Origin of the sequence: Methanosarcina sp. MTP4, assembly GCF_000970045.1 — an archaeon.
In the GTDB taxonomy this organism is placed as follows: Archaea; Halobacteriota; Methanosarcinia; order Methanosarcinales; family Methanosarcinaceae; genus MTP4.
This window is the reverse complement of sequence record NZ_CP009505.1, coordinates 1,388,657-1,414,682: the sequence shown is the minus strand read 5'-3', so window position 1 is coordinate 1,414,682 and position 26,026 is coordinate 1,388,657. Positions and strand designations below refer to the sequence as shown.

General features: G+C 46.7%; 16 protein-coding genes. 4 read left to right on the top strand and 12 right to left on the bottom strand.

Annotated features, from left to right (window positions below; translation table 11 throughout):
- Positions 1–23 precede the first annotated feature (23 nt).
- The 3 genes from MSMTP_RS05960 to MSMTP_RS05950 are packed head-to-tail and all read right to left on the bottom strand — an operon-like array spanning position 24 to position 10,410.
- Positions 24–1,262 (bottom strand): nitrous oxide reductase family maturation protein NosD, encoded by a 1,239-nt coding sequence (locus MSMTP_RS05960; RefSeq protein WP_048178239.1) that lies wholly within the window; start codon positions 1,260–1,262, stop codon positions 24–26.
- A complete protein-coding gene (locus tag MSMTP_RS05955) occupies positions 1,259–3,280 on the bottom strand; it encodes a hypothetical protein (RefSeq protein WP_048178238.1) in 2,022 nt (673 codons plus the stop codon). The genes MSMTP_RS05960 and MSMTP_RS05955 overlap by 4 nt, the downstream gene beginning before the upstream one ends.
- Entirely contained in the window at positions 3,277–10,410 is a 7,134-nt protein-coding gene (locus tag MSMTP_RS05950; protein ID WP_197076155.1) for a NosD domain-containing protein, read from the bottom strand. Before MSMTP_RS05950 ends, MSMTP_RS05955 begins: the two co-directional genes overlap by 4 nt.
- A 1,507-nt stretch (positions 10,411–11,917) precedes the next feature.
- On the opposite strand from MSMTP_RS05950, the gene MSMTP_RS05945 reads away from it, so the two are divergent.
- Positions 11,918–12,412 carry a dolichol kinase gene (locus MSMTP_RS05945; protein ID WP_231582935.1) on the top strand — a complete coding sequence of 165 codons (495 nt, stop codon included), beginning with the start codon at positions 11,918–11,920 and terminating at the stop codon, positions 12,410–12,412.
- 199 nt (positions 12,413–12,611) lie between these two features.
- Here the strand turns inward: MSMTP_RS05945 and MSMTP_RS05940 are convergent, their stop codons facing one another.
- The 3 genes from MSMTP_RS05940 to MSMTP_RS19915 form a co-directional block, all read right to left on the bottom strand.
- Positions 12,612–12,794 carry a PLDc N-terminal domain-containing protein gene (locus tag MSMTP_RS05940; RefSeq protein WP_048178235.1) on the bottom strand — a complete coding sequence of 61 codons (183 nt, stop codon included), beginning with the start codon at positions 12,792–12,794 and terminating at the stop codon, positions 12,612–12,614.
- A gap of 233 nt (positions 12,795–13,027) precedes the next feature.
- Entirely contained in the window at positions 13,028–13,192 is a 165-nt protein-coding gene (locus MSMTP_RS19920) for a hypothetical protein (RefSeq protein ID WP_231582934.1), read from the bottom strand.
- The gene (locus MSMTP_RS19915) at positions 13,193–13,351 is read right to left on the bottom strand and encodes a hypothetical protein (protein ID WP_231582933.1); all 159 of its coding nucleotides are present in this window, start codon (positions 13,349–13,351) and stop codon (positions 13,193–13,195) included.
- Positions 13,352–13,534: 183 nt separating this feature from the next.
- Between MSMTP_RS19915 and MSMTP_RS05930 the strand changes: the two genes are divergently transcribed.
- Complete coding sequence (locus tag MSMTP_RS05930) at positions 13,535–13,765, top strand: molybdopterin-binding protein (RefSeq protein ID WP_369799628.1); 231 nt, start codon at positions 13,535–13,537, stop codon at positions 13,763–13,765.
- 159 nt (positions 13,766–13,924) lie between these two features.
- Here the strand turns inward: MSMTP_RS05930 and MSMTP_RS05925 are convergent, their stop codons facing one another.
- From MSMTP_RS05925 to MSMTP_RS05905, 4 genes are all read right to left on the bottom strand, one after another.
- Positions 13,925–14,299: a PleD family two-component system response regulator gene (locus MSMTP_RS05925; RefSeq protein ID WP_048182846.1), complete on the bottom strand. Its 375-nt coding sequence runs from the start codon at positions 14,297–14,299 to the stop codon at positions 13,925–13,927.
- Between the two features lie 421 nt (positions 14,300–14,720).
- Positions 14,721–15,452, bottom strand: coding sequence for an alanyl-tRNA editing protein AlaXM (alaXM, locus tag MSMTP_RS05920; protein WP_048178233.1), 732 nt, complete (start codon positions 15,450–15,452; stop codon positions 14,721–14,723).
- Positions 15,453–15,613: 161 nt separating this feature from the next.
- Positions 15,614–19,927, bottom strand: a complete 4,314-nt coding sequence (locus tag MSMTP_RS17890; RefSeq protein ID WP_052718296.1) for a PGF-pre-PGF domain-containing protein — start codon at positions 19,925–19,927, stop codon at positions 15,614–15,616.
- Positions 19,928–20,188: 261 nt separating this feature from the next.
- Positions 20,189–21,466 (bottom strand): hypothetical protein, encoded by a 1,278-nt coding sequence (locus MSMTP_RS05905; protein ID WP_048178232.1) that lies wholly within the window; start codon positions 21,464–21,466, stop codon positions 20,189–20,191.
- A 706-nt stretch (positions 21,467–22,172) separates the two neighbouring features.
- On the opposite strand from MSMTP_RS05905, the gene MSMTP_RS05895 reads away from it, so the two are divergent.
- Positions 22,173–22,985: a mechanosensitive ion channel family protein gene (locus MSMTP_RS05895; protein ID WP_048178230.1), complete on the top strand. Its 813-nt coding sequence runs from the start codon at positions 22,173–22,175 to the stop codon at positions 22,983–22,985.
- A gap of 750 nt (positions 22,986–23,735) precedes the next feature.
- Here the strand turns inward: MSMTP_RS05895 and MSMTP_RS05890 are convergent.
- Positions 23,736–24,098, bottom strand: coding sequence for an Mth938-like domain-containing protein (locus tag MSMTP_RS05890; protein ID WP_048178229.1), 363 nt, complete (start codon positions 24,096–24,098; stop codon positions 23,736–23,738).
- 181 nt (positions 24,099–24,279) lie between these two features.
- On the opposite strand from MSMTP_RS05890, the gene MSMTP_RS05885 reads away from it, so the two are divergent.
- Positions 24,280–24,978, top strand: a complete 699-nt coding sequence (locus MSMTP_RS05885; RefSeq protein ID WP_231582931.1) for an AIM24 family protein — start codon at positions 24,280–24,282, stop codon at positions 24,976–24,978.
- A gap of 41 nt (positions 24,979–25,019) precedes the next feature.
- Here the strand turns inward: MSMTP_RS05885 and MSMTP_RS05880 are convergent, their stop codons facing one another.
- Complete coding sequence (locus tag MSMTP_RS05880; protein ID WP_048178228.1) at positions 25,020–25,835, bottom strand: DUF166 domain-containing protein; 816 nt, start codon at positions 25,833–25,835, stop codon at positions 25,020–25,022.
- Positions 25,836–26,026: the final 191 nt, after the last annotated feature.

Here is a 26,026-nt window from a genome sequence, read left to right as displayed (position 1 = left end):
ATTCCGAGTTTCCTTACAATCCATTATTTTTTTCTTTTGGATAGAGCCAGTATCATGCCTCCAATGACAGCTATGAATGCGATGAATATCATAATATTAATCCATCCCTGTTCCTTTTTGACCATCAGCGCATAATTCCCGGATTCCGGGCCTTCTACCACAGCCTGTGCCCTTATAGTATCATTTTCTATTGCAGAATTGGAGATGATTCTTTCTCCTGAATCGATATTATAAAAACCATAGCTTTCCTGATCATATCCATCGAATTCGGAAAGTAGGGACGCAGCTTCCAGTATCACATACCCGGACCCTGTTTCTGAAACGTTTATGAACGTAAGGTTAACAGGATCAGCCAGCATTTTATACCCTGAAGTATCGGAAGGCGTATACGAAGAGGAAGTCAAAGCGTAATCATGGCCTGTAAGCGAATAGTTCTCGAATACGTAAGAAGTGTCCGAAAATATATCAGCGGTGAAATATTCGGCATCTTCCAGCCTGTTCATATCCACCATGCAATCCTGCGATGTGAAGAACTGGGTATACTGAAGGACATCAACAACATTGTTTCCCGATATATGGCATCCTTCCGAAGCGATCAGGACCACAGCTCCTACCATGCCCGAAAGCCCATTCCTTTCAAAGCTGCTTTCGCTTACTCTCTCGGCGGCTATTCCTACTTCACACTCGTACAGGGTGTTCTCTTTGACCGTGATGTTCTCCGAGTAGATCAGGGAAATTCCCCTGGCGGCGGCAGTGATATTATTCTTGCTGAGGACGGTCGAGTTGGAGTTATACAGTTGTATCCCGATCATTTCCGCCTCGATATCACAATTCTCTATGCTGCAAGTTCTGCTTTCAGAGATGGAAACGGATGTTTCGCTTCCTGTAAAAGTACAATCTTCAATAAGGGTCCTTGCGGAATCATCGATATAGATTCCCCTGGTACCGCCCTGGAACGCAATTTTGCTGATCATGACATCATCCGCAGATATATGCAGAACGTTTGAGTCACCTTCGGCAGTGATCACAGTTTCGGGACCTGTACCCTCAAGTTCCAGTGCTTTGTTGATACTGATCCAGCCGGAATATTCTCCCGGCATGATCGTTATGGTATCTCCGGCTTCAGCATTATCAACCGCATCCTGGATGCCGGTATAATCCCCGCCGTTCTCAGCTACAACGATATTAGCTGCCGATGCCGGGAAAATGAGCATTGTCAGCATACAGCTTAGCAGAAAAATATAAAGGGACGGTCTGGTCATCTTTTCACCACCTTTACTGACACATCTCTTGACATGGATCCTTCCACCTCCATATCTTCCCAGAATGCCAGGATCCCGAAGAATACGGGAGGACCCTGATAATATACGGAGTCCTCATAATGCCATTGACTGCCGTAAGTATCCTTTCCGGTCTTTTGAAGCTGACATTTTTCAGCGACACCGGTATCCCTGAAATAGGAAAAGCGTCCGTCATCAGCAGTTTTCAGTCTTCTGAGCTCCTGGACTCCCAACCAATTATTCCAGGCATCGGCGTCGTTTGTCACAGGACGTGGGTTCGGCGGGATATTCGATATCGGTATATGAGTGACAGCTCTTGCACTCAACGGGTTCACAGTTCCATCGACTGAATAATCAAAATCAACATTATCGTTTATTGTAAGTGATACGTCACCAGTCACCGGTATATCAACAGGGAGATCTGACAGGGGGAAATAGAACGATTCAAATCTTTCCCTGAACAATGCATTCACCGTGGGGTACTGTGCAACTTTTCCATCCACGTTAGATACGATTGTCCAGGTATCCGAGAGTCCTCCTTCACGATATATTATTGTCTCGTAGTCAGTATAGGAGAAAGATGCATCGGTCTTTTCCCTGCCCGAATATTTGTCCCAGGTCGAATGGGAATTGAAAGCGAAATCGTAATCCATTTCAAGCTCTTCACCATACCAGCCTGTCACATAATGGTACCATTCGCCGCTTTCCTCCCAGGAAACGGTTGCTGAGTACTCGTCCTTTTTCACGTTGATCTCCACCCAGGCGTCGATCGCTTCCTCATACCCTGTGCCCACGTCCTGGAAAAGGACCCTGAGCTTCTCAAGCCTCTCGTTTTTGCCTGCTATGAATTTCACGTAAACTTTTCCCTGGGAGTCCGTAAGCGGGTTTCCGTCCGCATCCGTTTCACCCATCGGGATAATTTTTACGTCATCTGACATGCGGAACTTTTCCAGGTAAAGGGATTTTCCTTCAAGGGGCGTGCGCTTAGCCTGCGAATCCAGCTCGAAAAGGGAGAGCGTAATTTCGGTCGCCTGTCCGGGAGCGATTTCTGTCAGGTCGGCGCTTCCTTCAAGATAAATCCCGGCGATATCGATCTCTGCTTCGGACCTGACTTTCTTCTGCCCCCTGGCTTCGGTCAGGATCTGCACCCTGTCTTTTCCGGCTTTCTTTCCTTTTGAGACGTCCAGCCTGTATATCGCCCGGGCAATGCCTTCGGAATCAGTAACTGAAGACTGGTAGTCGTGGAGTCCGTAATCTTCAGCTTCTTTTTCGCCCTGCACATGCCCGCGGGCCGTGTATTCCTTGAAATAGACCTTTGTCCCTTCCACGGCTTCCCCGCGGCAGTTCCTGACTTCAACCGTGATGTTGCACCTGTCCTTCCCCTCCTCGGTTGAGATGCTTTCCGGGTTCACGCTCACAGTAAGGGACGGGTCGCGCGGGGGCACAGGATACTTTTTCTCATGACTGCTGATCAGGGAAGAAAGGTCCCCGAGCTGCCCTACAACCGTAGCCACGGCGTCCGGGAGTTCATCAACTGCCGATACTTCCACATATGTTTTCTTTACCAGGATGCCGAGGTCAACGTCGATAAGGGACACCGTAACAACATAAACCGAACCCACTTCACCGACCTGCAACGTGGATATGTACTCGGCATTCACTTTTTCCCCGACAAGTTCCCTGACATTTCCTCCGTACGTTTCGTCTCCCAGAAGCAGGCGCTGTCTTTCAAATTCCAGCAGGTTTCCTACGTCCTGGTGTGATGTTACCTGGACATCAGGGTTTGCATTCCTGAGCCCGATGGAAAAAGCGTCGTTCAGGGCAGCTGCCTGGTCCGGGGAAAGGGTTTCCGAATGCAGGGAAGTGGGCATCACAAACACTTTCGGTTGTGAACAGGCAGCTCCGGCAGTTCCGGGCAGGAAGGCAAGCGAGAGGACCAGGCAGCCTATAAGCAGGGAGCCTATCAGCAGGGACCCGGAAGACCTGATAATGGAACTCATGCTTCAACCTCCTCGTTGAGCATATTTACAAAGTCAACAAAAGAAATCCTTGATACAGATACTCTTTTTGTTCGCTTTTCGTCGCAGCCGAGCTCCACGCGGTTGCTTTCACTGACCGGGATCCGGTAGGCTTCCCCGTTTTCGGTGTATATCACCCCGGCTATCCAGTAAGTCCCGGGAGGCGCCTGCAGGTCAACCGAAGACTGGGGTCCTGTTGTGGATTTTTCCGCAATGACTCCGAAAGAAGCGGCATCAATTAGCCGGATATTGCTCTTCACCACCGGGAAAAGCGTATCTTCCGGCATATCGAAGCGGACGGAAAGCTCACTTTGCGCAGTGCTGACTTCGAAAGAGAGCACGTCGCTTGCAAGCTCGTACCCGCTTTCGTTAAAGATGGAACACTTCACAACGTATGTCCCGTTTTCCCAGTTTCCGTTTACAGGCTCATTGTACAGGGTCATATACCCGTCCTCAAGGGGTGCGTAGTTAAGCATCGAAAAAGTCCCGGTCTTTTCCGGAAGGAAGAGATCGGCTCCTGCTGGCCGTTCAAGCCTTGTGAGGACCGAAACGCTTTCAGGCGTCTTCCCCTCCGTGAGGGCTGCTTCGATCGTAAGAGGCATGCCCGGGTAGAAGGATTTCCTGTTAAGGAAAATTTTCACCGAAGGCTGGTCGCTATAATAGATTACTTCCGAAGAAATGGACACCGGTTTTCCGCTTTCCAGGGAGCTCAGGATCCCCACAAGTGTGTAGGTTCCGGGCAGGAAGCTTTCATCGAACGCCATTGCTCCGGGAATCCTTCCGTAATGGTTTTCTTCCAGGTATGATTGGGCAAGAGGCACAGGCGCAGTTTCCCCGTCGGGGAAGGAGAACACTGTCCCGTCAGGCCCTACCACATAGACGGAAGCTTCGTAACCGTCAGCACCGTTTCCGCTGTAGCTGCCAGCACTGCTGCCGCCGGCTTCTCCGATCCCGCTGATATCCACCCAGACCATCATCTCGTCTTCAGGGGAAAGAGCCCTGTCCGGAGTAAAGACACGGATCCTGGGATATGAAAGCGGCATTTCGGGGACAAGGGCGACATTCCTTACATGCCAGGAATCGCTTCCTGATGCTGTTCCCGGATTGATCTGGTGTATGAAGGAAAGGAAGTTTTCGGCTTTGGGGACTATCCGGTTTGCAGGTATCGTGTATCCGTAAGCCTTCCAGTCTCCGGCTGAGCTGTTCAGGGTTCCAAGGAGCCCGCCGCTTTCGTGGAGGGAAAGCACTGGCACTGAGTTCCCGGTTTCATTTGCATTTTCGTTTGTTCCCCCGTTAGCACCGGCAACGCTTCCGGAAAGGTAGCGGTTTATGTAGAGCCCTAGTTCCTCTTCTTCAAGACCTGAAGCCTCGAAGGTGAGGGTATAGTTTACAGCCCTGCCATTGAAGGCGTAAACCGCTTCATCCGGGTACTCGGGACTGCCCACATCCGGCTTTTCTCCAAGAGCCAGGGGGATCACTTCGAACTTTGCGGATGCATGGTAGCGGTTTCCTTCATAGTCCACTCCTGTCACCCTGAAGATATGCTCTCCCAGCTTCAGGCGGTCCACCGGGACGGGTGCAAGGGGCTCGACCTCTTTTTCCGTTCCTTCGTCCAGGCTGTAATAGGCCCTGGCAAGGGGGACGGTACATGCATAGCGAAGCTCGACATCCCTGGAAACGGTCCTTCCTTCCTCAGGGGACAGGACTATGAGAGAATCTCCCGGGAGCTCTTCTTCCTCTTCCTCCTCTTCTTCTGAGCTTTCTTCACCGGGGCTGATTATGACAGCGCTGCCGGTGCCGCTTCCTCCCCCGCCGCCTGAGGGCGGGTTTTCTTCTTCATTGACGTTTACCGTGAAAGTGGCCTGGCTTGAATTTGTGTTTCCCACCACGTCGTCTGCGTAGACAATAAGCGTATGTACCCCGTTTGCAAGCCCTATCAGGGTGGCGTTGGGGGTAAAGGAGGTGTTGCTTCCTCCGTCAAGGGAGCACCACCAGCTAAAGACATCCTCATCAGGAGACCAGACCTCCAGGGGCACGTCCCGGCTCTCTTTATATTCAGAACCGTTTTCAGGGGACATAATATAAATCCCGGGGGCTGTATGGTCTTCCGCAACCGTGAAGTTGACAACCGAGGAATTCATGTTCCCGGAGGTGTCGTTCAGGTAGACTGTCAGGTTATTTTCTCCCAGGGGCAGGTCTGTCAGGGTGCTATTTGGAACGAATGAGACGTTCTCGGCCCCGTTGAGGCTGTACCACCAGTAAGCCGCATCGGGATCCGGGGAAAACACTTCAAGGCGAAGATACTGCGGGATGTATTCCTTCCCCTCTTCCGGACTGATAATGTGCAGGACCGGGGCAATGGAATCCGGGACGAAGGTATCCAGCAGCGGGTGGTAGTCCCCGGCTTCCTGAATTTCTCCGTCGGCGGTGTAGGGCACAAGCGTGTCCCCGAGCCCGTCCCCGTCGGAATCAACTCCCGTGTAATCTTCCCAGTAATTTCCGGCGATCCAGGGACCTCCGATAATGTTTGTCCCGATGGTTGGGGTAATGTTCCAGACAGTGCCCGAAGCTGCGGAAAATACATCACTGGGCTCAGTGTTATCGAAATAGTTGTTGTAAATGGTGGAATTCTTTGCCCAGTTCTGAATCCCGGTTCCCTGGAGCCCGGCATAGGTGTTTGCAATGATGTTGGAGTGTATGGTTACGTTTTCCGCGTAACTTCCGCTGATGTAGATCCCGATTCCGCCTCCCGGTTCTGTGGGGTCCCCATTGTTTGTTATCTCGGAATTCCTTATAACGGTGTCCGGGCAACCATACCACAACTTGATACCGATCTCGTTATTACCCGTGATTTCACAGTTGTCTATCAGGCATCCTGAGGTCTCCTCCAGGAAGATTCCCCCGGACTCCTGCCCGTTGCCGTTTATGCCCGAATCTGTGATGACCAGGTTATCGGTTTCATGCAGGAGCATACCGTATTCACCATTTGAAATCGTGGTGACACTATCTATGCGGGAATCAGTGGTATTGTAAAGGAAGAGACCCTGTGCATTCTTCTCCAGGTAGAAGTCTTTTATCGTAATATTACTGCAATCGATACATGCCAGATACCCCGGAGACGGGACAAGTGTGGAATACGAATAGACAGCATCCTCTTCCCCGACCAGATAGTAGATTGGATTACCATCCACAGTGTTGCTGGTATCGATGTCATGTGTGGAGGCCATATGGCCTGCATAGTACCAGTCACCTGTGAATCCGAAGTTATAGGTATTGTTCTCCATCCGGTTATTTCTCATGGTCACATTCTTTGCGTCGGGTTCGAGGAGAATTCCAAATCTCTGCCATGCAACCGTGTTGTCCGAAAGGCTGTTGTCCTCTCCTGATCCAAGTTGTATCCCTGCGTCATGATGATCATGTGGACCCTGTACAGAATTACCCGTAACCGAGTTTCTGTCACCATTTATCCATATCCGGTTGCTGTAGCTAAGGGTATTGTCGGCGATCGTGTTATCACTTACACCACCAACTGTGATACCATAGCTAAAACCGGTATCAGAGAGAATGTTATTAGATATCGTGTTGTTTGTTGACGGGTAGTAGTCGTAAGACATATAATCCGGTTTATCCAGCATCACGGGATAGCGGTCTATATTGGTTAATTCGTTGTCTGAAAATACATTGTTCCTTGCATAGTCAAAGAGTACGCCGTCGTAGGTATCGTTCAAAAGGTTGGACGTTATCCGGTTGTAATTGGAACCAGTACTTACATAGATTCCATAGACACCATCTTCGAGTATATTGTTCCTGACCACATTTCTGTCCGAATCGATACGGACACATGCGGAATCCTTTCTACCATAAATATTCGGATAAGTCCAGTGGGCTTCTGAAATCCTGAATCCCTGCAGGATGCAGTCGTTTGCTTCAAGGACTACAACATTACCCAGTTCACTGTATGTATCGGGATTGCTTCCTATGAGCAAAGGCTTTCCGATACCGGTGATGTTCACGCTTTTGTCAACAATATGGTTGGCCATGTATGTACCGTTATACACCAGAATGGTATCCCCGTCTATGGCTGCACTGAGGGCGGCGGAAAGGCTTGAATAGTTAGCAGGCGGTTCCGGAATATCCGAATCGTCGTCGTCCACTGTGAGGATCATATTCTGACGCTGGATGGTCGTAAATGACCTGATGCTGCTGTTATCCACAAGCGTCGTGTTCTTTGAATTGTAGGAATAGCAGGAATAGTAGTATGTAGTGTTCTGTGCCAGGCCTGTGAGAGCTATCTGCGGGGATGTGCTGGAATTGTCCCATGCAGACCATTGTGATCCTGCAAGAGAAGCGCTTGTTCCGTAAAGGATACGGTTGTCGGAGTTTACGTCATTAAGGATGCTCCACCGGATATTTATGGAACTGTGGGTCAGATCGCTTGTCCATATACTGCTTATCACCGGTTCATAATCCGGCAAAGGATTATACGGCATCAGTGGATATGGGTCCACACTTGCCAATGCATAATTAAGGTTACAGGCGATCTCATAGTCTGAGTCTCCAATACCGTCGTTATTGCCATCTTCACCACCGTAGTCACTGTAACGGTTACCTTTCAGTATCGTTGCATTGAACCACTGGTTCGGAATAGCGGAGGTGTTGCTGTCAAAGGCATTGTAATAAGTTCCCGGTACCATCTGGCTCGGGTTATCCATATCATTGAAGTACAGTATGTTCCCCCCGGAATCCTCCAGCATTATTCCGTAACCGTCACCGCCTTCTCCGCCAACGTAAGCAGAGTTGCTGTTGCAGGTGTTGTTGTAAATGGTGTTGTTCATGGCAGATGTAAGCTGAATACCGCTATAATGGTTATCGGTACAGGTGTTATTGAAAATGCTGTTATTGTCGGATAAGATCAGCCAGATACCAAAGTCATTGTCATACAGGACATTGTTCCGGACCGTATTCCGATCGGACAGGAGTTTAATCCCGGCGTAATCATCCCAATCGAAATCGCTGACATTAAATCCTTCAATGGTACAGTCTGGGGAGGTTACAGTAATACCGTTTCCATCGGATGCCGTCACCAGAGGCATTCCCTCTCCGGTAAGTGTGATGCTCCTGTTGACCACAACATTCTCGGGGTACGTACCCTGGCGTACCACTACGGTATCCCCGTCCCTTGAAAAGTTAATGGCTTCCTGGATAGTAGTGAAGTTGTCAGGAACGTAAATGGTCATGGGACCTGCATCATGGACGAATATCTTGCATGTGGTGTTGCCGGTTGCCATCTGATCATCGGTGACATCCAGCTGTACCTGATAGAAACCCGCAATGCTATACTGGTGAGCAGTATTTTGGTTAGAGGACGTATCACCATCACCAAAATTCCACAACCATGCAGTTATGGATCCGTCGATATCAGTAGAACTATCCGTAAAGCTGATTGTATCCTCAGTATCCGGATATAGTGGAAGATATGTGAAGCTTGCCGAAGGAGGCTGATTAGGCGCAAAGGAATAGGCTGTTTTAGATGCTATTAATGGGTAATCATCATTGTTAGCGTCACCTGTTATGGTAAAAGTAGTGTCATTAATCCCATTGTTATCGCTGTCAACGACAGTGTATGAACCCCAGTGATTTCCAAGGTAACTTGTGTTCTGGTTTCCTGCAAAGTAATAAAGTAATTCCACTGGACTTATCCATAATGTCGAGCTGTCAGAGATGTAATCCTTATCTCCGTTGTTCGTAAAATCATTGAGATAGACGGAATTGGAGTTAGAACTCTTTACCCTGATCCCGTAATCCTGGTTATTGCTTGCGTTATTGTTCGTTATCGTGTTATTATTGGAGGCTGTGAGGACGATACCCTCCTCACAGGAATGAACGGTATTGCTCTCAATAGTTGAATTGAAAGAGTTGGAAAATAAGATGCCATATGAATTGTTGCTCAAGGTCAGCCCTTCAACTGTAGCTCCTTCACAATTTATACAATAGACCGTACCTGCGTTGGAAGTACCATTGATGGAAGGGTTGAGCTCGTTCAAAAGGTAGATTATCGGTTTTCCATCGACCAGGTTCGATGTATCGATATAGTTGATGAAATACGAAGTGAAGTCGGTAATAGCAACTCCGAAATTATAGGGGTTTCCTGTGATGTTATTGTCGATGAGAGTATTGTATCTTGAACTTTTTAGGAAGAGTCCTCTGTATTCATTGTCTGCAATTGTATTGTTCTCGAGAGTATTACTTTCTGAAGATTCCAGGTATACAGCCACAGGATCATATTCACCAATTGTGTTTGTTATTGTGTTATTGGCAAAATAGCTGTCATCGATATCAAGATACATTCCGTAATTGCGGTTTCCTGAGAGGATATTGTCAGTAAAGGTAAGGTTGTTGGTTGCGAATGTGACAATACCTCCAGAGTTGTTCCTGATAATGTTTGATCTGAATACGTTATGGTCGTTAGTAGAATAGATCCATACACCGTAATCATCGGCAGTTTCTTCGATAACATTCTCTGAAAAAGTGTTGTACTGTGAATCTGATGAGAGTAGAATTCCATACCATCCTGCGGAACTGAATGTATTATTGTGAATTATATTGTAGGATGAATCATCAAGTTCAAGGTTGTGAACATTATTATTTTCCACGATATTGTTCTGAAGAAGGCAGTTCGTTGAGGAATTTAGATAAATTCCCAAACTTGACGATCCTACATTATCACGGATGACATTATCACGGAAAATAACACCATTTACAGTGTTGATCTCTATTCCGGTGCCTCTGTTATTTGTAACTGTACAGTTCCTGACTCCAACATCATCTGATGTTATCTCTATTCCTGAAGCAGCTAATCCTCCATTGGTTATCAAAAATCCATCTAAAATAGTCCCGGCTGCATTCAGCGTGACTGTATTTTTGCCGGTTATTCTTTTTCCGTTTATCTCGGGCATCCCGATGCCTGTGATATTCAGCCTTTTATCGACGGTGATTTGTTCATCATAAGGTCCGCCACTGACAATGATCACATCGTCAGTTTTTGCGTTTGTTATTGCCTCCTGAATACTGGTATATTCATCAGGGACATTGAGCATTGCTCCTTCAGCCATGCAAGTGAAGCATAGAAAAAAAATGAAGGCAACAAGTAAACTACGTCCTTTGGAAATTTTCATTTCAGGAACCACCCATTAACCACAGTATTATATATAATTAGATATATTACATATCTCTTTTTAAGTTTTTCGAAAATATAACAAAATTACTTTTACAAATTTATAAATTAACAAATAAGTCGGCGCAAAAACGAGTTTAAAGACTTAATCCTCTTTTTTTGCAAAAATTCTCCACCTGTCACATAGTCTTTTTTAGAAACAGAACTGAAGAAAATAAGACCGACTGACATAAAAAAGGAAACTTTATGGCGCATGGATAATTTCAGAGCTCAAAAGCAACCTGGCAGCGGAGACAAATAACAAATTGAAGGCAAGCTCCTTCAGAGACAAACTAAAAGAGAGGCAGCCAGGCACCATTAGAGAAGTAAAATAATAGGCTAAGCTCATCCAACAAAATGAAATCCAATCAAATAATGTTATAACATTAACATAATCAATCCATTATTGAATAACATTACATGTTACATATAAATTCAAAAGTATTAAATAGAGGAAGTACCATAAGATATGATTGCTGAGATAGAGTTGTGTTCTCATCCAGAATGCAGATAGAGAGTGTCTCCGAACCTCTTCTATACCACATAACCCCCCCACCCATTAGGTTCTGTTCGGAGCTATCAGGTGTCTGGATGAGGACGCAAATATCACTTATTTTTTCATAGTTTTTTACAAGAGTAGGATTTATAACGTTGAATTTTTTAGATAATTCAATATCAGTAGGTGCTAACCAGTATAACTGAAACTTTTGTATATGACCTCTTTAATTTTGAAGAAAAATACATGATGAAAATAAGGGTAAATGAACGGTTCAGGAAAAACAGAATTAAAGAAAAAAACAGGCCCATAAGAGAGTAAAAGTTACTGAATACCGGGATATTTTCAAAAATCTGGTAGACGGGTATCACGTTTAGTGGGGAATAAACATCACTTTCATTAAACTAATAGTAATTTGATTGTACCAGCATATCTGCCCTGAGTCAGCCGATTTACCTGCCTGCAATTATCATCCGGAAGGAAGAAGTCGATATAATAAGGTAGGAATTGAGTATATCACTGAAGGGGGAAAGTTCCCATGGAATACTCTGGTTGAAACCGAAAGCCTTGACAGAGAAGCCTCCCCGGGGTTGGATTGGAAAAAGGGGCGCTCTGGATCAGAAGATAATGAAGTAGATTGGGATCCAGCCAGTGGAATAAATCACAAATCCAAAAAAATTTATACCCTAAAGATATACAGAGTGTTATGGAAGCTTTCCTCCAAATCCCATTGGAATCCATAATAGCTGACCTACCCTTATTTGCATTCCTTGGGGTCTGGAATTTATTTGTAATCTTTGTCCTGGCAAAAAAGACTTATGAATTTGCCCTGGAGAAGGGAAGATCGCACAATTCGTCAATATACTTTGCCAGAAAAGTAATCCATTTTTTAGCGGGAGGACTGACCGCAATGTTGTTACCCTTTTTTGTCCGGGAGCCTGTCGTGCCGGCAGCCCTTGCACTCGGACTTGCTTTTGCGACATACATCCCGCACAAGACCGGCAAACTGATGTACTGGTTTCAGGACCCGGACAATATCTACGAGGTCGATTTCACACTCATCTGGGGGATAATAATCCTTTTGACCTGGTACATCGACAAAACATTCTGGATCGGGGTGATCCCCGTGCTTTTCATGGCATACGGGGACGGGATAACCGGAATAATAAGAAACCTCAAGTACAACAGACGGACAAAAGCCTGGGAAGGCACTGCAGGTATGCTTGTCCTGTGCATAATCATCGGCGCCAAAATGGGCCCTGCCGGAATTCTTGCGGGAATAGTGTGCTCATTCGTTGAGCGAATAGAAAATGTTGATGATAATCTCACTGTTCCGACAGTCAGCTTATCCATCTTACTGATAGCTCATTTCTACTTCCCTTCCTTTACCGTTCCGTTCTATTGAATACTGCTACATTCCAGCGAGATAAAATCCAGACCTGGATTTGTAGAAAAAGTAATTTAAGGACGAACAGCAGAACAATCAGTGTTTTCAAGAAAAGAAAAACCGGGTTGAAACCAATTGGTCAACGTTTCTTTACCGGCATCGGAAACTAAAAAAAGAAAAAGGATCGCGGGAAATCAATCACATAATACGGGTCCGCTCATTTTTTCCTCCCGAACAGGTAATAGGCCGCTGCTCCTAATATGCCAAATACCAGGGCAACTACTATCCACACAATTTTCATTATGTCGCTCAAGGTTCGGTTTTTCATCAACACGTCATAAATGACCCATACCGCCGATAACAGCGTAAGTAATCCCCAGATATTGGTTACAAGACTCAATAATGCACCTCCATATAATATATAATATATAATAATGAAGTATATATATTTTCTCCAAAAATTTAGTGAGCCTGTAATAACCAGAAACAGGAAAACAAAAAATAAGTCATTGGAAGTATTCTACTTCCATTAACCCCTCCATTTGGCACATTTGCCCGAAAAACTTCTTCAATAAAATCGTATTTTGGAGGAGTAAATCAAAAGAGAAGTTGACCTGTAAACCTATCACAGATTTAACCGATATACTCGTCCCTTCTCGGGCAGAAAACTTCAAAAGCCACGGAATCCTCTAAAATCTCCGCACTGTGAGGGACACCGCCCGGGACATTCCAGAAATCGCCCGGGGAAACTTCAAAGGTTTCTTCGCCGATGCTAAACCGTATTTTTCCCAAGACCATTTAGCCGGTCTGTTCATGGATATGGTCGTGGGCAGGAAGGGTGCTGCCTGCTTTCAAGAGAAATTCAGTCATAAGGGCTTTATCACCGTAGACGACAGCTTTCATCCGGATGCCGGGAAGGACTTCTTTATAGCCGATTTTGTCACATTTCTTAAACATAAAAGCCTGCCAGGGAGATTTTTTGGCTTATTTTATATATATATCCGGCTTCAGAGTTCAAGGTTGCAGAACCCATACAGGGGCCAGGAAACTCCGGAGCGGATTTAATCAGAAATAAGGTTCAGAAAATCAGGTTCATATCATTTTTATAATAAACAGAAGCAACCATATTAATAAACAAATATCCTGCGGGGGGGTTTACGTATAAAAATAAGCGCACGAAATGTCTTGAAAGGTAAGGTTAAAAGCATAGTCCATGGATCGGTCAATTCGGAAATTGTGGTCGAACTTCCGAGCGGTACGGAAATCGCATCAATAATCACAAAAAATTCAGCTGAAAGCCTTGGTTTAAAAGAAGGGCATGAAGTATATGCAGTGATCAAGGCAACAAACGTTATGTTAGCCATTGAATAACCGATCGAATAACCCTATTTACTTCCTTTTTTTATCCGGAAAAAACAAATTGAACAGTGAATGAAGAAACCATCCGGATTGAAAGCTTGAAAATCGGAATCACAGATTAAGCTATCAAAGATTAAGCTATCAAAGATTAAGCTATCAAAGATTAAGCTATCAAAGATTAAGCTTCTTCTTACCTGAATTAAGTTTTGCTCTGAGCTCTTCATTAGTAAAAGGCTTTTTTATGAAATCATCCGCACCTGCTTCAAGCCCTTTAGCCACGTCTTCATCCAGGTCCCTGCCTGTTAGCAGGATTATGTAAGTGTTAGTGTTCTGTAATTTCTTTTTTACTTTCTCACATACCTCTATGCCTTTCATTTCAGGCATTTCCCAGTCAAGAATAGCAATTTCGGGTGGGTCATCACTGCTCAGTATTTCCCAGGCTTCACTCCCGTTTCGGGTTGAAATGACCTCATAACCCCACTTGGTCAAAAGGGTCTTAAGCCACAAATTCGAGATCGGCTCATCTTCAGCTATCAGGATACTCAATATACCCCCCCATAAAGGACAACGGATATTTTTGCAGGACTCTTCAAGGAACAGCTTGAAGATCTCAATGTTTTTAAAGGACAGTTAAGAATATGGAAATAATTTCATTAAAGCCTTTTTCAGGATGATCTGCCGGAACTTTCATTATAGCTATTTTCTTAATCAAAGTTACGCTGGCGCACCCCGCTGCAAGCAACGGGGTATTCAACTGAAATAAAGATTAATTGTAATATATAAAAATGGAGTATATATTTAGATAGTTAGACGTCGAATACAGAGAATAGCGGAACAGCAAAAAATGAATGAAAAAAGTGGTGGGACAGCTACGAGAATATAAGGAAAAACAAAAAGGAAAGAAGAAAGGAAAAACAAAAGAAAAAGATTTGGAACCGAATTCAAAAATAGGAAAAAAGATAGGGACTCAGTCCAGCAGCGTGAAGTACATTCTCCTGTTGCTCTTTCCTTTATTCTGAAGCTTGGAAATCTTGATCCCCTTGATCTCCCCGGTATTCTTCAGATGAGTCCCACCGCAAGCTTCAATGGTGATTCCCTCAATCTCTACCAGGCGGATTTCCTTGATGTCCTCGGAAAAGCCCTTTGCCAGAGTCGTGAGCCTGGAAAGTTTCTCTTCGGCTTCCTCCCGACTGACCAGGTAGAAGTTGACCGGGTGCTTTGCTGCTATCACGTCATTAGCCATTTTCTCATATTCGGTAAACTTGTCCCTGTCGAAAGCTTCGAGACTGAAGTCAACCCGGCTTTTATCCAGGCCCAGCTGGTTCCCGGTGATCTGAGCCCCTGCTTCCCTTTCAATCACGTTTGCAACCACGTGGGTTGCGGTATGCATGCGCATGTGCCGGTAGCGGCGCTCCCAATCGATAATTCCTTTGATTTTGTCCCCGGCTTTGAGGACCGGAGCGGTTTCATCGGCAGCCACCACTTCGTGGCTGATATCGTCTCCGAATTTCCCCACATAGACAACTTCAAACACTGCCCCATCCTCTTCCCGGACAAGTTTCCCGGTATCGTAGGGCTGCCCGCCGCTCTCGGGATAAAAAGCGCTGCGATCCAGGGCAACATTGCCGTCACTAACTTTTACCACGGTGGCTTCGAATTCTTTCAGGTAGCAATCAAGGTAGTAGAGCACTTCAGTCATGGATAAACCTCTATTTTTAAAAAGTCAGTTACTTAAAGTCCTGAGCTTCGAAATTTATTTGAAACTGATTCGAAACTGCTTACAGATTACAAAATATAGTTATCAGGTTACTAAATATTCCTTTAAAAGAGTTTTCAAATTATCTGGTACAGCTCATTATTTCATCTCTTTTTACGATACACTGCCCCTGCAAGCAAAAGAACCATTGCGACCCCAATTCCAGGAGCCGGGACAACCCCCCCTTCTTCACCTTCTTCTTCCAGGCCAGTCTCAGGGCCTTCACGGGTGATCCGGATTCCCGATGCACCATCTGGTTCGGTTTCGGATTCCAGGTCATCCCCGGTTTCATTGGAAGAAACAGAAGCGTACAAAACATCAACATCCGGTTCACGTCCTGTTACCGCAAAGGGGGAAAAGCCGGATGTCTTCGATTCGAAGTAGAAGAACTCTTCATCTTCCCCACATTTTTCCGTCTGCAGCCTGGTCCAGCTTTCGTTTGCGTACCTGTACAGAAGGACGGAATCAGGGTCAATTCCCTCTTCCGAGAACCAGTTCTTTTCCACCCTGAAACCCACGGCCGCATTTTCGATGTTCCGGGGGGTTGCAAAGCCGCTGTTTCCAACCCAGATATTCATGTGCCTGTAGACTTCCCCATCAGGGAGGCCTGAGACCAGCACAGAGCGGTTCTTTAGCATCTCCACAATAGTTGTGGTTTTACCGGCACTCTTTTTCGGATCAAATACCACATAATCAACGGGCGTTGCATTTCTGGTGAAATCAAACCTGGCGCGCTTGCCGTTTGTTATGAACGTTTGTGCAAGTTCCTTACTTTCAACATTGCTAGCGGGTTCAGGAGACCCACCTCCTCCACCACCGCTTCCTACACCACCGCTTCCTACACTTCCGCCACTCCCGCTGCTACCCCCATTTCCATCGCTTTCATCACCAATTCCACTTTCCCCGGAGCTGTTATTGACGTTCCGGGAAGCAGTGACTGCAAAGGAGGAAAAAACCGGGGTCTCGGCTTTGAAATAAAGGTAGCTTTCGTCTTCCCTTTCTTTTGTTACATCCAGGAGCTTCCAGGTACCGTTGTGATAGCGCTGGAGGCTGATGGAAGCCGGGTTGATGTCATTTTCAGCGACCCAGGACTTGAGCACCCTGAATGCTATTGTCCGGTTCAGGATTTTTTCCGAGCCAGAAATACTGCTGTTGTCAAACCCAATATTCAGGTAGCTGTATACAGGGTCGCCGAAAGGGGTTTCCTGAACTGAAGAAGGGATTACGGAAAGTAACTCCAGCCTGGCACTCACATTGCCGGAAGCCTCAAGAGAATAGAAGGATATGCAGTATACACTGTACTCTCCGGGCCGGGACTCGGTCACTTCCCCTGCTGTGAAATTGAAGGATACAGACGAATTTTTACCGACATCAAAGGGAGCCGAAACAACTATCCGCTCTATCCTGTCCCTTTCTTCCTCCGTGGGAAAAACAGTCCAGTCCCAGCTTTGCGTCAGGGTTTTCGAACCGGTTTCCGCAAGCACCGTGACATTGTACCCTGCAATAAAAGGAGTAGAAGGATTATTTTCCCCTACACTTTCCAGGACTTCACTGGTATTGACTGTGAGCTTTGCAGAAGCTGCGGAAGCGTTTGCCTGCACAGGCAGGCCGTTTAGCATCCAGCTGAAATTGCAGGACCTTGTGGAGCGGATTTCGAATTCCAGGACATCACCTTCAATGGAGAAAGGGGCTTTTCCCGGGACCGCACCCCCCAGGGAAAAGGACAGGTTATACGCTGAAAGGCGCTCCATAAGGGGATAGGGGTCACTGCCGTAAGGGAGCTCTCCGATTCCGTTTCCGTCGGGATCAGCCCCTCCGTAATCCGAATAGAAGTTGCCAAGCCGGCTGCTGTAAACGTCTCCTTTGTAAAGATAGGCCAGTTCAGAGGAAGTGTTCCAGAAATTCGAAAGCCCATCTTCTTCTTCTCCTTCTTCTCCTTCTTCTTCTGCGGGAGACTCATTGAGGGGTTCAGTGAGAGAATCATTGATGTTGTAAGTGTTCCCAAATTCGTTTTCGTGGATTCGGTTCAGGAAAGAAGCCGCAAGCCTCAACCCTTCAGTGTTGTTTGAAATATTGTTTCCGGAAAGCGTATTGTTGAAGGTCCCTTCCAGCCAGACTCCGGGTCCGCAGTCAGAAATCATACTGTCGGAAAGGGTGCAGTCCCGGACGCCTTCCAGATACACGCCGCAGGCCCGGCCCGAACCTCTTATTCCAAGCCCGTTGATCCTGGATGCATTTCCGTGCACATGGAAGACCGGTTTCCCCGGATCAGCGGCTTCAATTACGGTATCTTCCGGGTTTCCGGAAGCCGAGCAAATCGTCAGGTTCCAGGGGACATCCACATTATCCGGGTACGTGCCCGGAAATACGAGGAAGGTATCCCCGGGTTTGCTGATGGCTACGGCATCCGAAAGGGAAAGGAAATCTCCGCCCCCGCCGGAGTCCACGTCAAAGGCCCTGGGCTCCGCAGCTGCCTGCTCATACATCCGGAGAGCATCAGCCCGACCGTATCCGAACACGGGATCGTAGCCAGGGTCTCCAGAGTCAACGGCTGAAGAGTAGAGCAGTCCCCTGATATCCGCGGCTGACTTCTCCGGAAAAACGCTCCAGACAAGGCCTGCAACTGCTGCAACATGAGGGGCTGACGCACTTGTCCCGGAAAAACAGGCAGATTCCCCATCGGAATCCCCGAACCCTCCGGCTCCTGTGACGCTCACCCCGTCGATCCCGACTACATCGGTTTTCAAGCGGGTCTCGGGGGTAGGATAGGCAATGGTAACCGGCCCTCTGGAAGAGAAATTTTCTATATCATCATACCCCGGATCGTCGGCAGCTATCGCCCCTACAGCCACGGCTTCAGGGACTGCAGGGTGCCCGAAGATAGAGTCTTCGGCTACCAGGTAGCTGGGGTCTATATCGCGGGCGTAGAAAATGTAGAGTTCCAGTTCCCTGGCTTCCCCGGACTTTTTCAGGACCCGGACCGAAGCGTCCAGGGTTGTTCTTCCTTCGTTGCTGTACAGGACATATTCCAGGGGCAGGCCATTTCCGTCCTGCGTATCGATGCTGTCCATAATTATTTCGGAACTGTTTTCGTCTATCAGGTAGAGATCATAGTCATTGCCCGATTGCCTCCAGGGATCATCCCATTCAAGAAAAACCCAGACCTCTTCGGAAGGGGAAATATTGAGCCGCAGGTTTTTCACATCTCCCCGCCCCCCGCTAAAATCGTGCCAGCCATTCCCGGCATCGTAAAACATCCCCTGGTAGTGGCTCTCTGCAGCATTCCCTGCCGAGCTGACGTAGAGGATATCGTGGGTTTTTATGACCTCTGCCACATGAGACGCCACAACCCCGTCTTCAAAGTAAGGTTCCCCAAGCCACCCGATATCGTCGCAGACAACCTTACACCCCGCATCGACCAGAGCATCAATGGCGGCATTGAATTCGTACCTGCTGTCTCCGCAGTCGTGGAAATAAAGCTCCGCTCCGGGGGCTATGTCGTGGACGATTTCAAGCATGGCCGTGCCTTCATCTTCACCCTCCGCTTCCCCCCCCACGTTTCTCAAAACGGTCACGTTATCAGGGAGGTCTCCGGAAGCCACGGCATCCGCAAGGCTGTCAACTCCGTCCGAAATGATCCCGATTTTAATGCCTGCCCCGCTTACCCCGTAGAGGTCCCTGAGAGTGGATGAATTTAAGATCGAATCCCCTTCTGTAGAAACTCTCCCGCTCCTGGTAACCGGAGGTATGACCGTCCTGACCCCTCTTACCTCAGGCAGGGAAGCCAGCGTTTCAAGGGCATCCACCGGGACCCAGGCTGTTGCGATCTTATTGGCCTCGTCCCGCGTTTCAAGCTCGCAGTAAGGGTCGAGCACATGGGTGCTTGCGGAAGCTTCCAGGTATACGTAGACATGGACCTTCTCCCCCGCATCCCCATCCCCTGACCCTGAACTCACCTCAGAATTTACCAACAGTTCCGAAGAAGTATTTGAAGAAGTATTTGAAGAAGAGGAGGAAAAGGAAGAACTAGCTGAAGAAGAAACGGCAGGTCTCAACTGCCCGAATCGTACCATTCTACCCCTGAAAGATCCAGACGTGTCCCCGGAAGGCAGGTAGTGTTCATCCCTCAACCGCAGCAGGTCGGTGGAGAGTTTTTTCCGGGCAGGGCTTAAAGCCTCTTTGGAAAAACCCTCTTTAGAAAAAAAACCCTCCAATGAGGATTCCTTCACAGTTTGTTCAAGGGTTTCTTCCCGAGAAGTTTCGGAACTTCGATTCACTTCGGGACTTCCATTCTGAATTACTTCAACCGCATTGACAGTTTGCAGTTCGAAAAAACCCGCTTCCAAACCCAGGGCTCCCGACAGTAAAACAAGCATCAAGAAGATTGGGATAGAGGTTAGAGACATTTTTTTGTTCATGGTAACCAGTAAATAAAGGCTTCAATCGGCTTTTCCGGGCTGCCTTTATTGAGCCAGAGGAAAAGGACTTCTTCACGTTTCATATTCAACACAAAAAGACGGCTGGTTTTATGATCAATATGAAAATAATCAACAATTAGTATAGCAGAAAAATAAGTCAGAAAATGAGTATAGCAGAAAAATAAATCAGAAAATGAGTATAGCAGAAAGATAAGTTAGAAAAAAAGTAGCTAAACATTCCCAAAAGTTTATAAAAAAAGATTAAGGCGTTGGCCGCAATTTGACGCTACTGTCGATTACGGCAACATTCTTCCCGAGCTCTTCTTTCCGGGATTCCAGTTCTTCTTTTAAAACGACAAGCTTTTTACCGGAATTTTCAATTTCCTCTTTAAGGAGCCTGACCCTGTCCCGAAGCTCTGCCTCTTTATGTTCCAGTTCCGCAAGTTTTCCCGTGTCCAGCCCGGAAAGCTCCTTCTTCTTTTCCTCAAGGACCTGCACGGCTTCAAGGTATTCTTTTTTCCTGGTCTCAAGCCCGGATTCGGCGGCTTTTGCCTGGGCAAGGGCTTTTGCCTTTTTGGGGCTTTTCAGGTCCAGGGCGTTGTCTTCAAGGATTTTTTGCAGCTCCCGGAAAAAAGCCGGATCTGCAGCTGTCGGGTCGGCAAGACAAATTTCCACCTGCTGCTTTACTTCCGGCTTCAGGGTATACCTCCCGGTCTCGTGCAGTTTTTTGAGCCTTGAGAGGTTGTTCGAAAGAGGGAGGACAAGGGAAGTCAACCCTGATTCGGCTTTTTTAGCCAGGCCTTCGGCAGTAGCAACTTCTTTTTGCAGGTTCTGGGATCTCTGCCAGGTTTCCCCCTGCCGAAATTCTTCAAGAGCCTGCCCCACCCCGGCAATTTCACCATCCAGAGCCCGGATTTTTGTTCTTTTCAACCCTATACCCTGCTCATCGGATTCTACCGAGGCTGATAAATTCTTAATTTCCTTTATGTTCGCGAAAGCCACATCGATAGCTTCCAGTTCTTTTTTGTGCCCGGCAAGCAGCCCCCGGAGAGCTTTGAGGACCTGTCCCAGCCTGGCAAGGCTGTCAGTAACTTCTTTCGACTCCCGGGGAAAAACAACCCTGGTATAACGGAAACTCCGGCTCATATTCTCCACACAACTGTCAAGGCTCTGCATGGCCATTTCCTGGAACTCATCGAGGGTCCTGACATCGAAAGCTTCCGGAACCCGGATTTTATCCAGCAGGATTCCCACCTGCTTCATCATGTTCTCCCGGTTGCTCTTTGCCCTCTTTACCGCCCGGAGATCAAAGTCCCCCGTGACCTGCGCTTCGGCAAGCCTGGCATTGCTTTCCCTTATATCAGCAAGGGGAACTTCAATGTCCCGGAAAATCCCGGAAGCTTCCGCTTCTATTTCCGAAGAGAGTTTACGAAAGCGGGCGTCCAGCCATGAAGGGAGTTCCTCGAAACCGAGTTCCGTTGAAACTACTTCTGCAGGAGAACTTTCATTTTTTCCGAAGAGCTTTTTGATCCACTTCAATTCGAGCCTTCCAGACATGTTTATAAGAATTTGATAAGTATTTGATAAGTATTTGATAAGCATCCGAATCCATAGGAATTTGAATCCTATAAGGAATTAAATCCACTAAGATTTGAATCCACTAAGATTTGAATCCACTAAGATTTGAATCCACTAAGATTTGAATCCTATCAAGGAATTGAATCCTATCAAGGAATTGAATCCTATCAAGGAATTGAATCCACCAAGATTTGAATTGTGAACTTTTCAGTTCTTATCTATGTTATAACTTCTTCTATGAAAGATTATTTGTGATTTAAGGAGGGAAACGGCTGGAAAAAAACAAGTCGAGAAAAACAGGATGAGGAGGAGAGGGGGATAAGCAGGGAGAAACAGGATGAGGAGGAGAGGGGGATAAGCAGGGAGAAACAGGATGAGGAGGAGAGGAGGATAAGCAGGGAGAAACAGGATGAAGGGGAGATGAAGGCAAAAATAGGAAAACCGGGAAAGGTCCAATAAAAATTTAACAGGAAAATATACGGAATAAGGATACTTATATCATTAGGCGTATAATTTTAGTGTCTTAAATAATAATTTCACCCAAAAATTAGACAAAATAAATTAAACAGTTAAACAGAAAAAATTAAATTATTAAAAAGTAAAATTCAAAATAACATACAAGTTCCCGGTTACTGTCCCGACCGGAACTACAAGCAGGGGGTATAAAATGGCTAATGGAATAATGGAACAGACTATACCTTATACGGATTTGACAGTTTCTACGCTGCTTTTTGCAATTATTGTCCTGGTAGCAGGGTTTGTGATCGTAAAGTTTCTTGTATCGATGTTCAGGAGCGGAATTAAAAGCACAAAGCTGCCGGAGCTTGTTGTAGAATTCCTTACACGTTTTTTGAGCATCCTGCTCTACATCATGGTAGTATTCGCATTCCTTGGAACGCTTGGCTTTGACATAAACGGCTTTGTCATCGGCCTCTCGGCAGTGGTGGGGCTGGTCCTGGGCTTCGGGCTGCAGGACACGCTGACAAACCTGGCGGCAGGGGTCTGGATTGCTGCTCTCCGCCCTATCGATATGGGCGAATACGTGAAAGTAAACGGGGAGAGCGGGACAGTAAAGGCTGTCGGGATCATGGCAACCGAACTCCTGACCCCTGACAACCAGTACATAACAATCCCGAACAAACTCATCTGGGGAAGCCCGGTTATAAATTCAACCCGCATGCCAACCCGGAGGGTTTCGGTGGATGTGGGAATCGGCTATTCCTCGGACCTGGAAAAAGCTATCAGAGTAGCTATAGAACTTATGAAAGGACACTCTCTGGTCCTTACTGAGCCCGAACCCGCAGTTGTCACCACGGAACTTGCCGATTCCTCGGTGAACCTTCAGCTCAGGGCCTGGACAAATACAGGAGACTTCTGGACCGTCAAGAACGAACTGACAGCAGGCATCTTTGAGGCGTACAGGAAAGAAGGAATCGAAATTCCGTTCCCACAGTTGAGCGTACACCTGGAAAAAAACTGAAAAGCCTCCGGGGGAGGAACAGCTTTCGAGTGGGAGGCTGAATACATAAGGTCCTGAAGGAACAGGCTCACAAAAAGCAAACAAAGTGCAATATGAAAACGCAGAAGGCATAAAAAATAAACCAAAGTTATAAAATATTCTGATTGTTCATTAGTCTGAGGCAAACCCTAAACCGTATGTAAAAAACAGTATAATGAGCCTTCGAGAAGTTATTGGGCAAAAGAATTAACAGAGTTTTCCGCCCCCAAACTGTGTAAAAAAAGAGAAGATATATATAACATTAGAATGTTGGTAAATTATTAGTTAAATCATATAACATTATACGTCTGCGCGTGTAAAATGTAACTGCAAAAAGGAGGTTTTATAAATTAATAAAACCTCCGTCCCTCCCAACCCAATTTTTGTCTTATCCTGTGCCTTGCTTCGATTTCTGCTTTATCCATCACCCGGTTCTATTATAGTCCCAAACGTAAATATTTACACTTACTTTATAACCACGGAAGACACAGAAAGCACGGAAAGATTGTGCCCTTATTTCCTTTATTCCGTGTTTTCCGTGCCTTCGGTGGTTAAACCTGCACTTGAGATTGGTGAAAATATTTTGGCCCTTGACTATAATTGAGTTTGAAATGTGTAATTAATTTCTGGATTCACTATAATTCTGTAGGATCCGTATTACCCAGACTCCGTATTGTCCAGATGGATCAAAAAGCAATGTCCGAATGCTTTCGGCAGATTGTCCGGATGGATTCAGCAGGTCACATGGAACATTGCGACAATCCTGCCTTCTAGCTCATTCCAGCGCTCAATTGCCCAGGGAGTCGGGAGAAGTTCGATAGAACAGCGTTTTTTCCTGAAAAAGGCCTCGGCTTCGTCCGAAAGTTCCACAAAACCTGTTTGCCCGGTCCCCATAATAATTTTCTCCGTGCCCTCTTCGTAAATGTGCTCGGCTTCCTCAAGTGAGATTTTGTGAGAGGTCCCGTACAGGGCTTTTGAGAGCTTTTTAGTTCTCTTTTCCACCCGGCCGTCCAGACGGATCAGGATATCGTGCTCAAAAGCCTTTCCTTCGACAGTTATCGAACCGAAACTCGTGGAATCAATTTTTGGTTTCATAAGCTACTACCCCTGTAAATCAGAAAATACTCCACCTTCTCATAAGCCAGTAAGAAGGATACGACTGTATAATATATGGCAGTACCCGGGAGTATATAAAATGACAGTATCATTAATGTACTTCAGTGCGAAAGAATTAAACCTGAAACAGGATTAATAAATAAAAAACGATATTTTAGAGGTGAAAAACATTAGATATTCAATTGAAGACTTCGTAAGTGAAACGGGCGAAAGAGATCTAGGGCAGGGAGTTTTTGAACTGGAACGCGACCGTTTGCTGGAAGTAAACCTTGACGGTATGGTCTGGAGCAAACGGGGTTCCATGGTAGCGTATACAGGCGGGATTAAGTTTACAAGAGAAGGAATCCTCGAGCATGGGCTTGGTAAACTCGTAAAAAAATCCCTTACAGGAGAAGGGGTATGCCTCACAAAAGCCGAAGGCCAGGGAAAACTCTACCTGGCAGACGAGGGCAAGAAAGTCTCGATCCTGAACCTTGAAAACGAGGCGATCTTTGTAAACGGAAACGACCTCCTGGCCTTCGAATCCTCAATCAGCTGGGACATCAGGATGATAAAAAGGATTTCAGGCATGATGGCAGGAGGGCTTTTCAACGTGAAGCTCGAAGGGACAGGCATGGTCGCCATCACCATGCACCATGACCCCCTGACCCTCAAAGTGACGGGAGACTTCCCCGTATGCACAGACCCGAACGCAACGGTAGCCTGGTCCGGGAACCTGGAGCCGGAAATCAAGACCGATGTCTCCCTGAAGACCTTCGTCGGGCGGAGCAGCGGAGAGTCCGTTCAGATGGCTTTCAAAGGCGAAGGCTTTGTTGTAGTCCAGCCCTATGAAGAAGTGTATTTCCAGGCCCAGACCTGATTAAGGTTCAGATCTGAAATACTCACCCCTTTTTACTTTATTTACTCGGAAACTTTGACCTGACCCAAAAACTCTTTTCCGCAAAAAGCTTCAAGCCGGGACTTTTCTTTTTTTGCTTTCTCCATCCCTTCTTCCACTGCTTCCCTGATTATGTATCCGGCCTTGTGCAGGATGGTGTCTCCTATCTGGGGGTCTCTGTCCATGCTGGCGGTGCAGGGATAGGAGTGGTGAGCGCCTGAAATGGTTTCTTTATATTCGGAAATTTCGGTCCAGCTGAGTTTCTTTGCAACGAACCAGGTAGAACCACAGGGAGCATCCCTGAGCACCCCGGCCCCGATAAACCTCTTTCCGTCGGGGCTCAGTTCGATCCTTAGCACGGGCTTTCCGAAACCCATGTCCACGAAAGCATCAATCAGGGGTTTTCCAGTCTTTTCAAGGGCACAGAAGGGTTTTGGCCCCTCAAACTCCACACCCATGCTTTCGAGTTCCTTCCTGAGCTGTTCAAGCACCCCCGCGGGGGTGGCCTTCGAGTCCTCGGAAGGTGCGATTACAGCTTTTGCTCCGGTCCTTTTCACCACTTCAGGCAGGGCTATCAGGAGGTCGGCGTGGATCCCGATCGCAAGAATCAGATCACATTCCGGCAACTTCTGAGGAAGATACTGCTCGGGTTCCTCTATAAAGGCAGGGAGGTCAGTGGAAAACTCATGGATCCCCACAATCATCCCTGCATAGGACTTCCTGGCCTGCCTGCAGTGGTCACAGAGTTCCCCGCAGGACACACAGAACTCCCCGGGGTTTATCAGATTCAGAATCACTTTTCTTCCTAGTTCACCTGAGTAAAGTACAAGAATTCGCATGTTCCAACCCCTTGTAAGGTTCTTCTAAAATCCATTTAAAATCTATTTTTGCCGCAATAAACCCTCACTTCATTTGCTTCTCGAAACGAAGAAAAAATCCACAAAGGAAAATCCGGTTTTTCTGCGGAAACTGTTTAATTAAACATGTATTGAACGGTTTGATAGAGATATTTGATTAAGCGGTTTAATTG

What these genes read in the sequence shown, in the direction of transcription:
- MSMTP_RS17890 (WP_052718296.1), bottom strand. Translation starts at nt 19,927, where the DNA reads ATGAACAAAAAAATGTCTCTAACCTCTATCCCAATCTTCTTGATGCTT.
- MSMTP_RS05895 (WP_048178230.1), top strand. Translation starts at nt 22,173, where the DNA reads ATGGCTAATGGAATAATGGAACAGACTATACCTTATACGGATTTGACA.
- MSMTP_RS19915 (WP_231582933.1), bottom strand. Translation starts at nt 13,351, where the DNA reads ATGTTTAAGAAATGTGACAAAATCGGCTATAAAGAAGTCCTTCCCGGC.
- MSMTP_RS19920 (WP_231582934.1), bottom strand. Translation starts at nt 13,192, where the DNA reads ATGGTCTTGGGAAAAATACGGTTTAGCATCGGCGAAGAAACCTTTGAA.
- MSMTP_RS05950 (WP_197076155.1), bottom strand. Translation starts at nt 10,410, where the DNA reads ATGGCTGAAGGAGCAATGCTCAATGTCCCTGATGAATATACCAGTATT.
- MSMTP_RS05945 (WP_231582935.1), top strand. Translation starts at nt 11,918, where the DNA reads ATGTTGTTACCCTTTTTTGTCCGGGAGCCTGTCGTGCCGGCAGCCCTT.
- MSMTP_RS05960 (WP_048178239.1), bottom strand. Translation starts at nt 1,262, where the DNA reads ATGACCAGACCGTCCCTTTATATTTTTCTGCTAAGCTGTATGCTGACA.
- alaXM (WP_048178233.1), bottom strand. Translation starts at nt 15,452, where the DNA reads ATGACTGAAGTGCTCTACTACCTTGATTGCTACCTGAAAGAATTCGAA.
- MSMTP_RS05890 (WP_048178229.1), bottom strand. Translation starts at nt 24,098, where the DNA reads ATGAAACCAAAAATTGATTCCACGAGTTTCGGTTCGATAACTGTCGAA.
- MSMTP_RS05955 (WP_048178238.1), bottom strand. Translation starts at nt 3,280, where the DNA reads ATGAGTTCCATTATCAGGTCTTCCGGGTCCCTGCTGATAGGCTCCCTG.
- MSMTP_RS05880 (WP_048178228.1), bottom strand. Translation starts at nt 25,835, where the DNA reads ATGCGAATTCTTGTACTTTACTCAGGTGAACTAGGAAGAAAAGTGATT.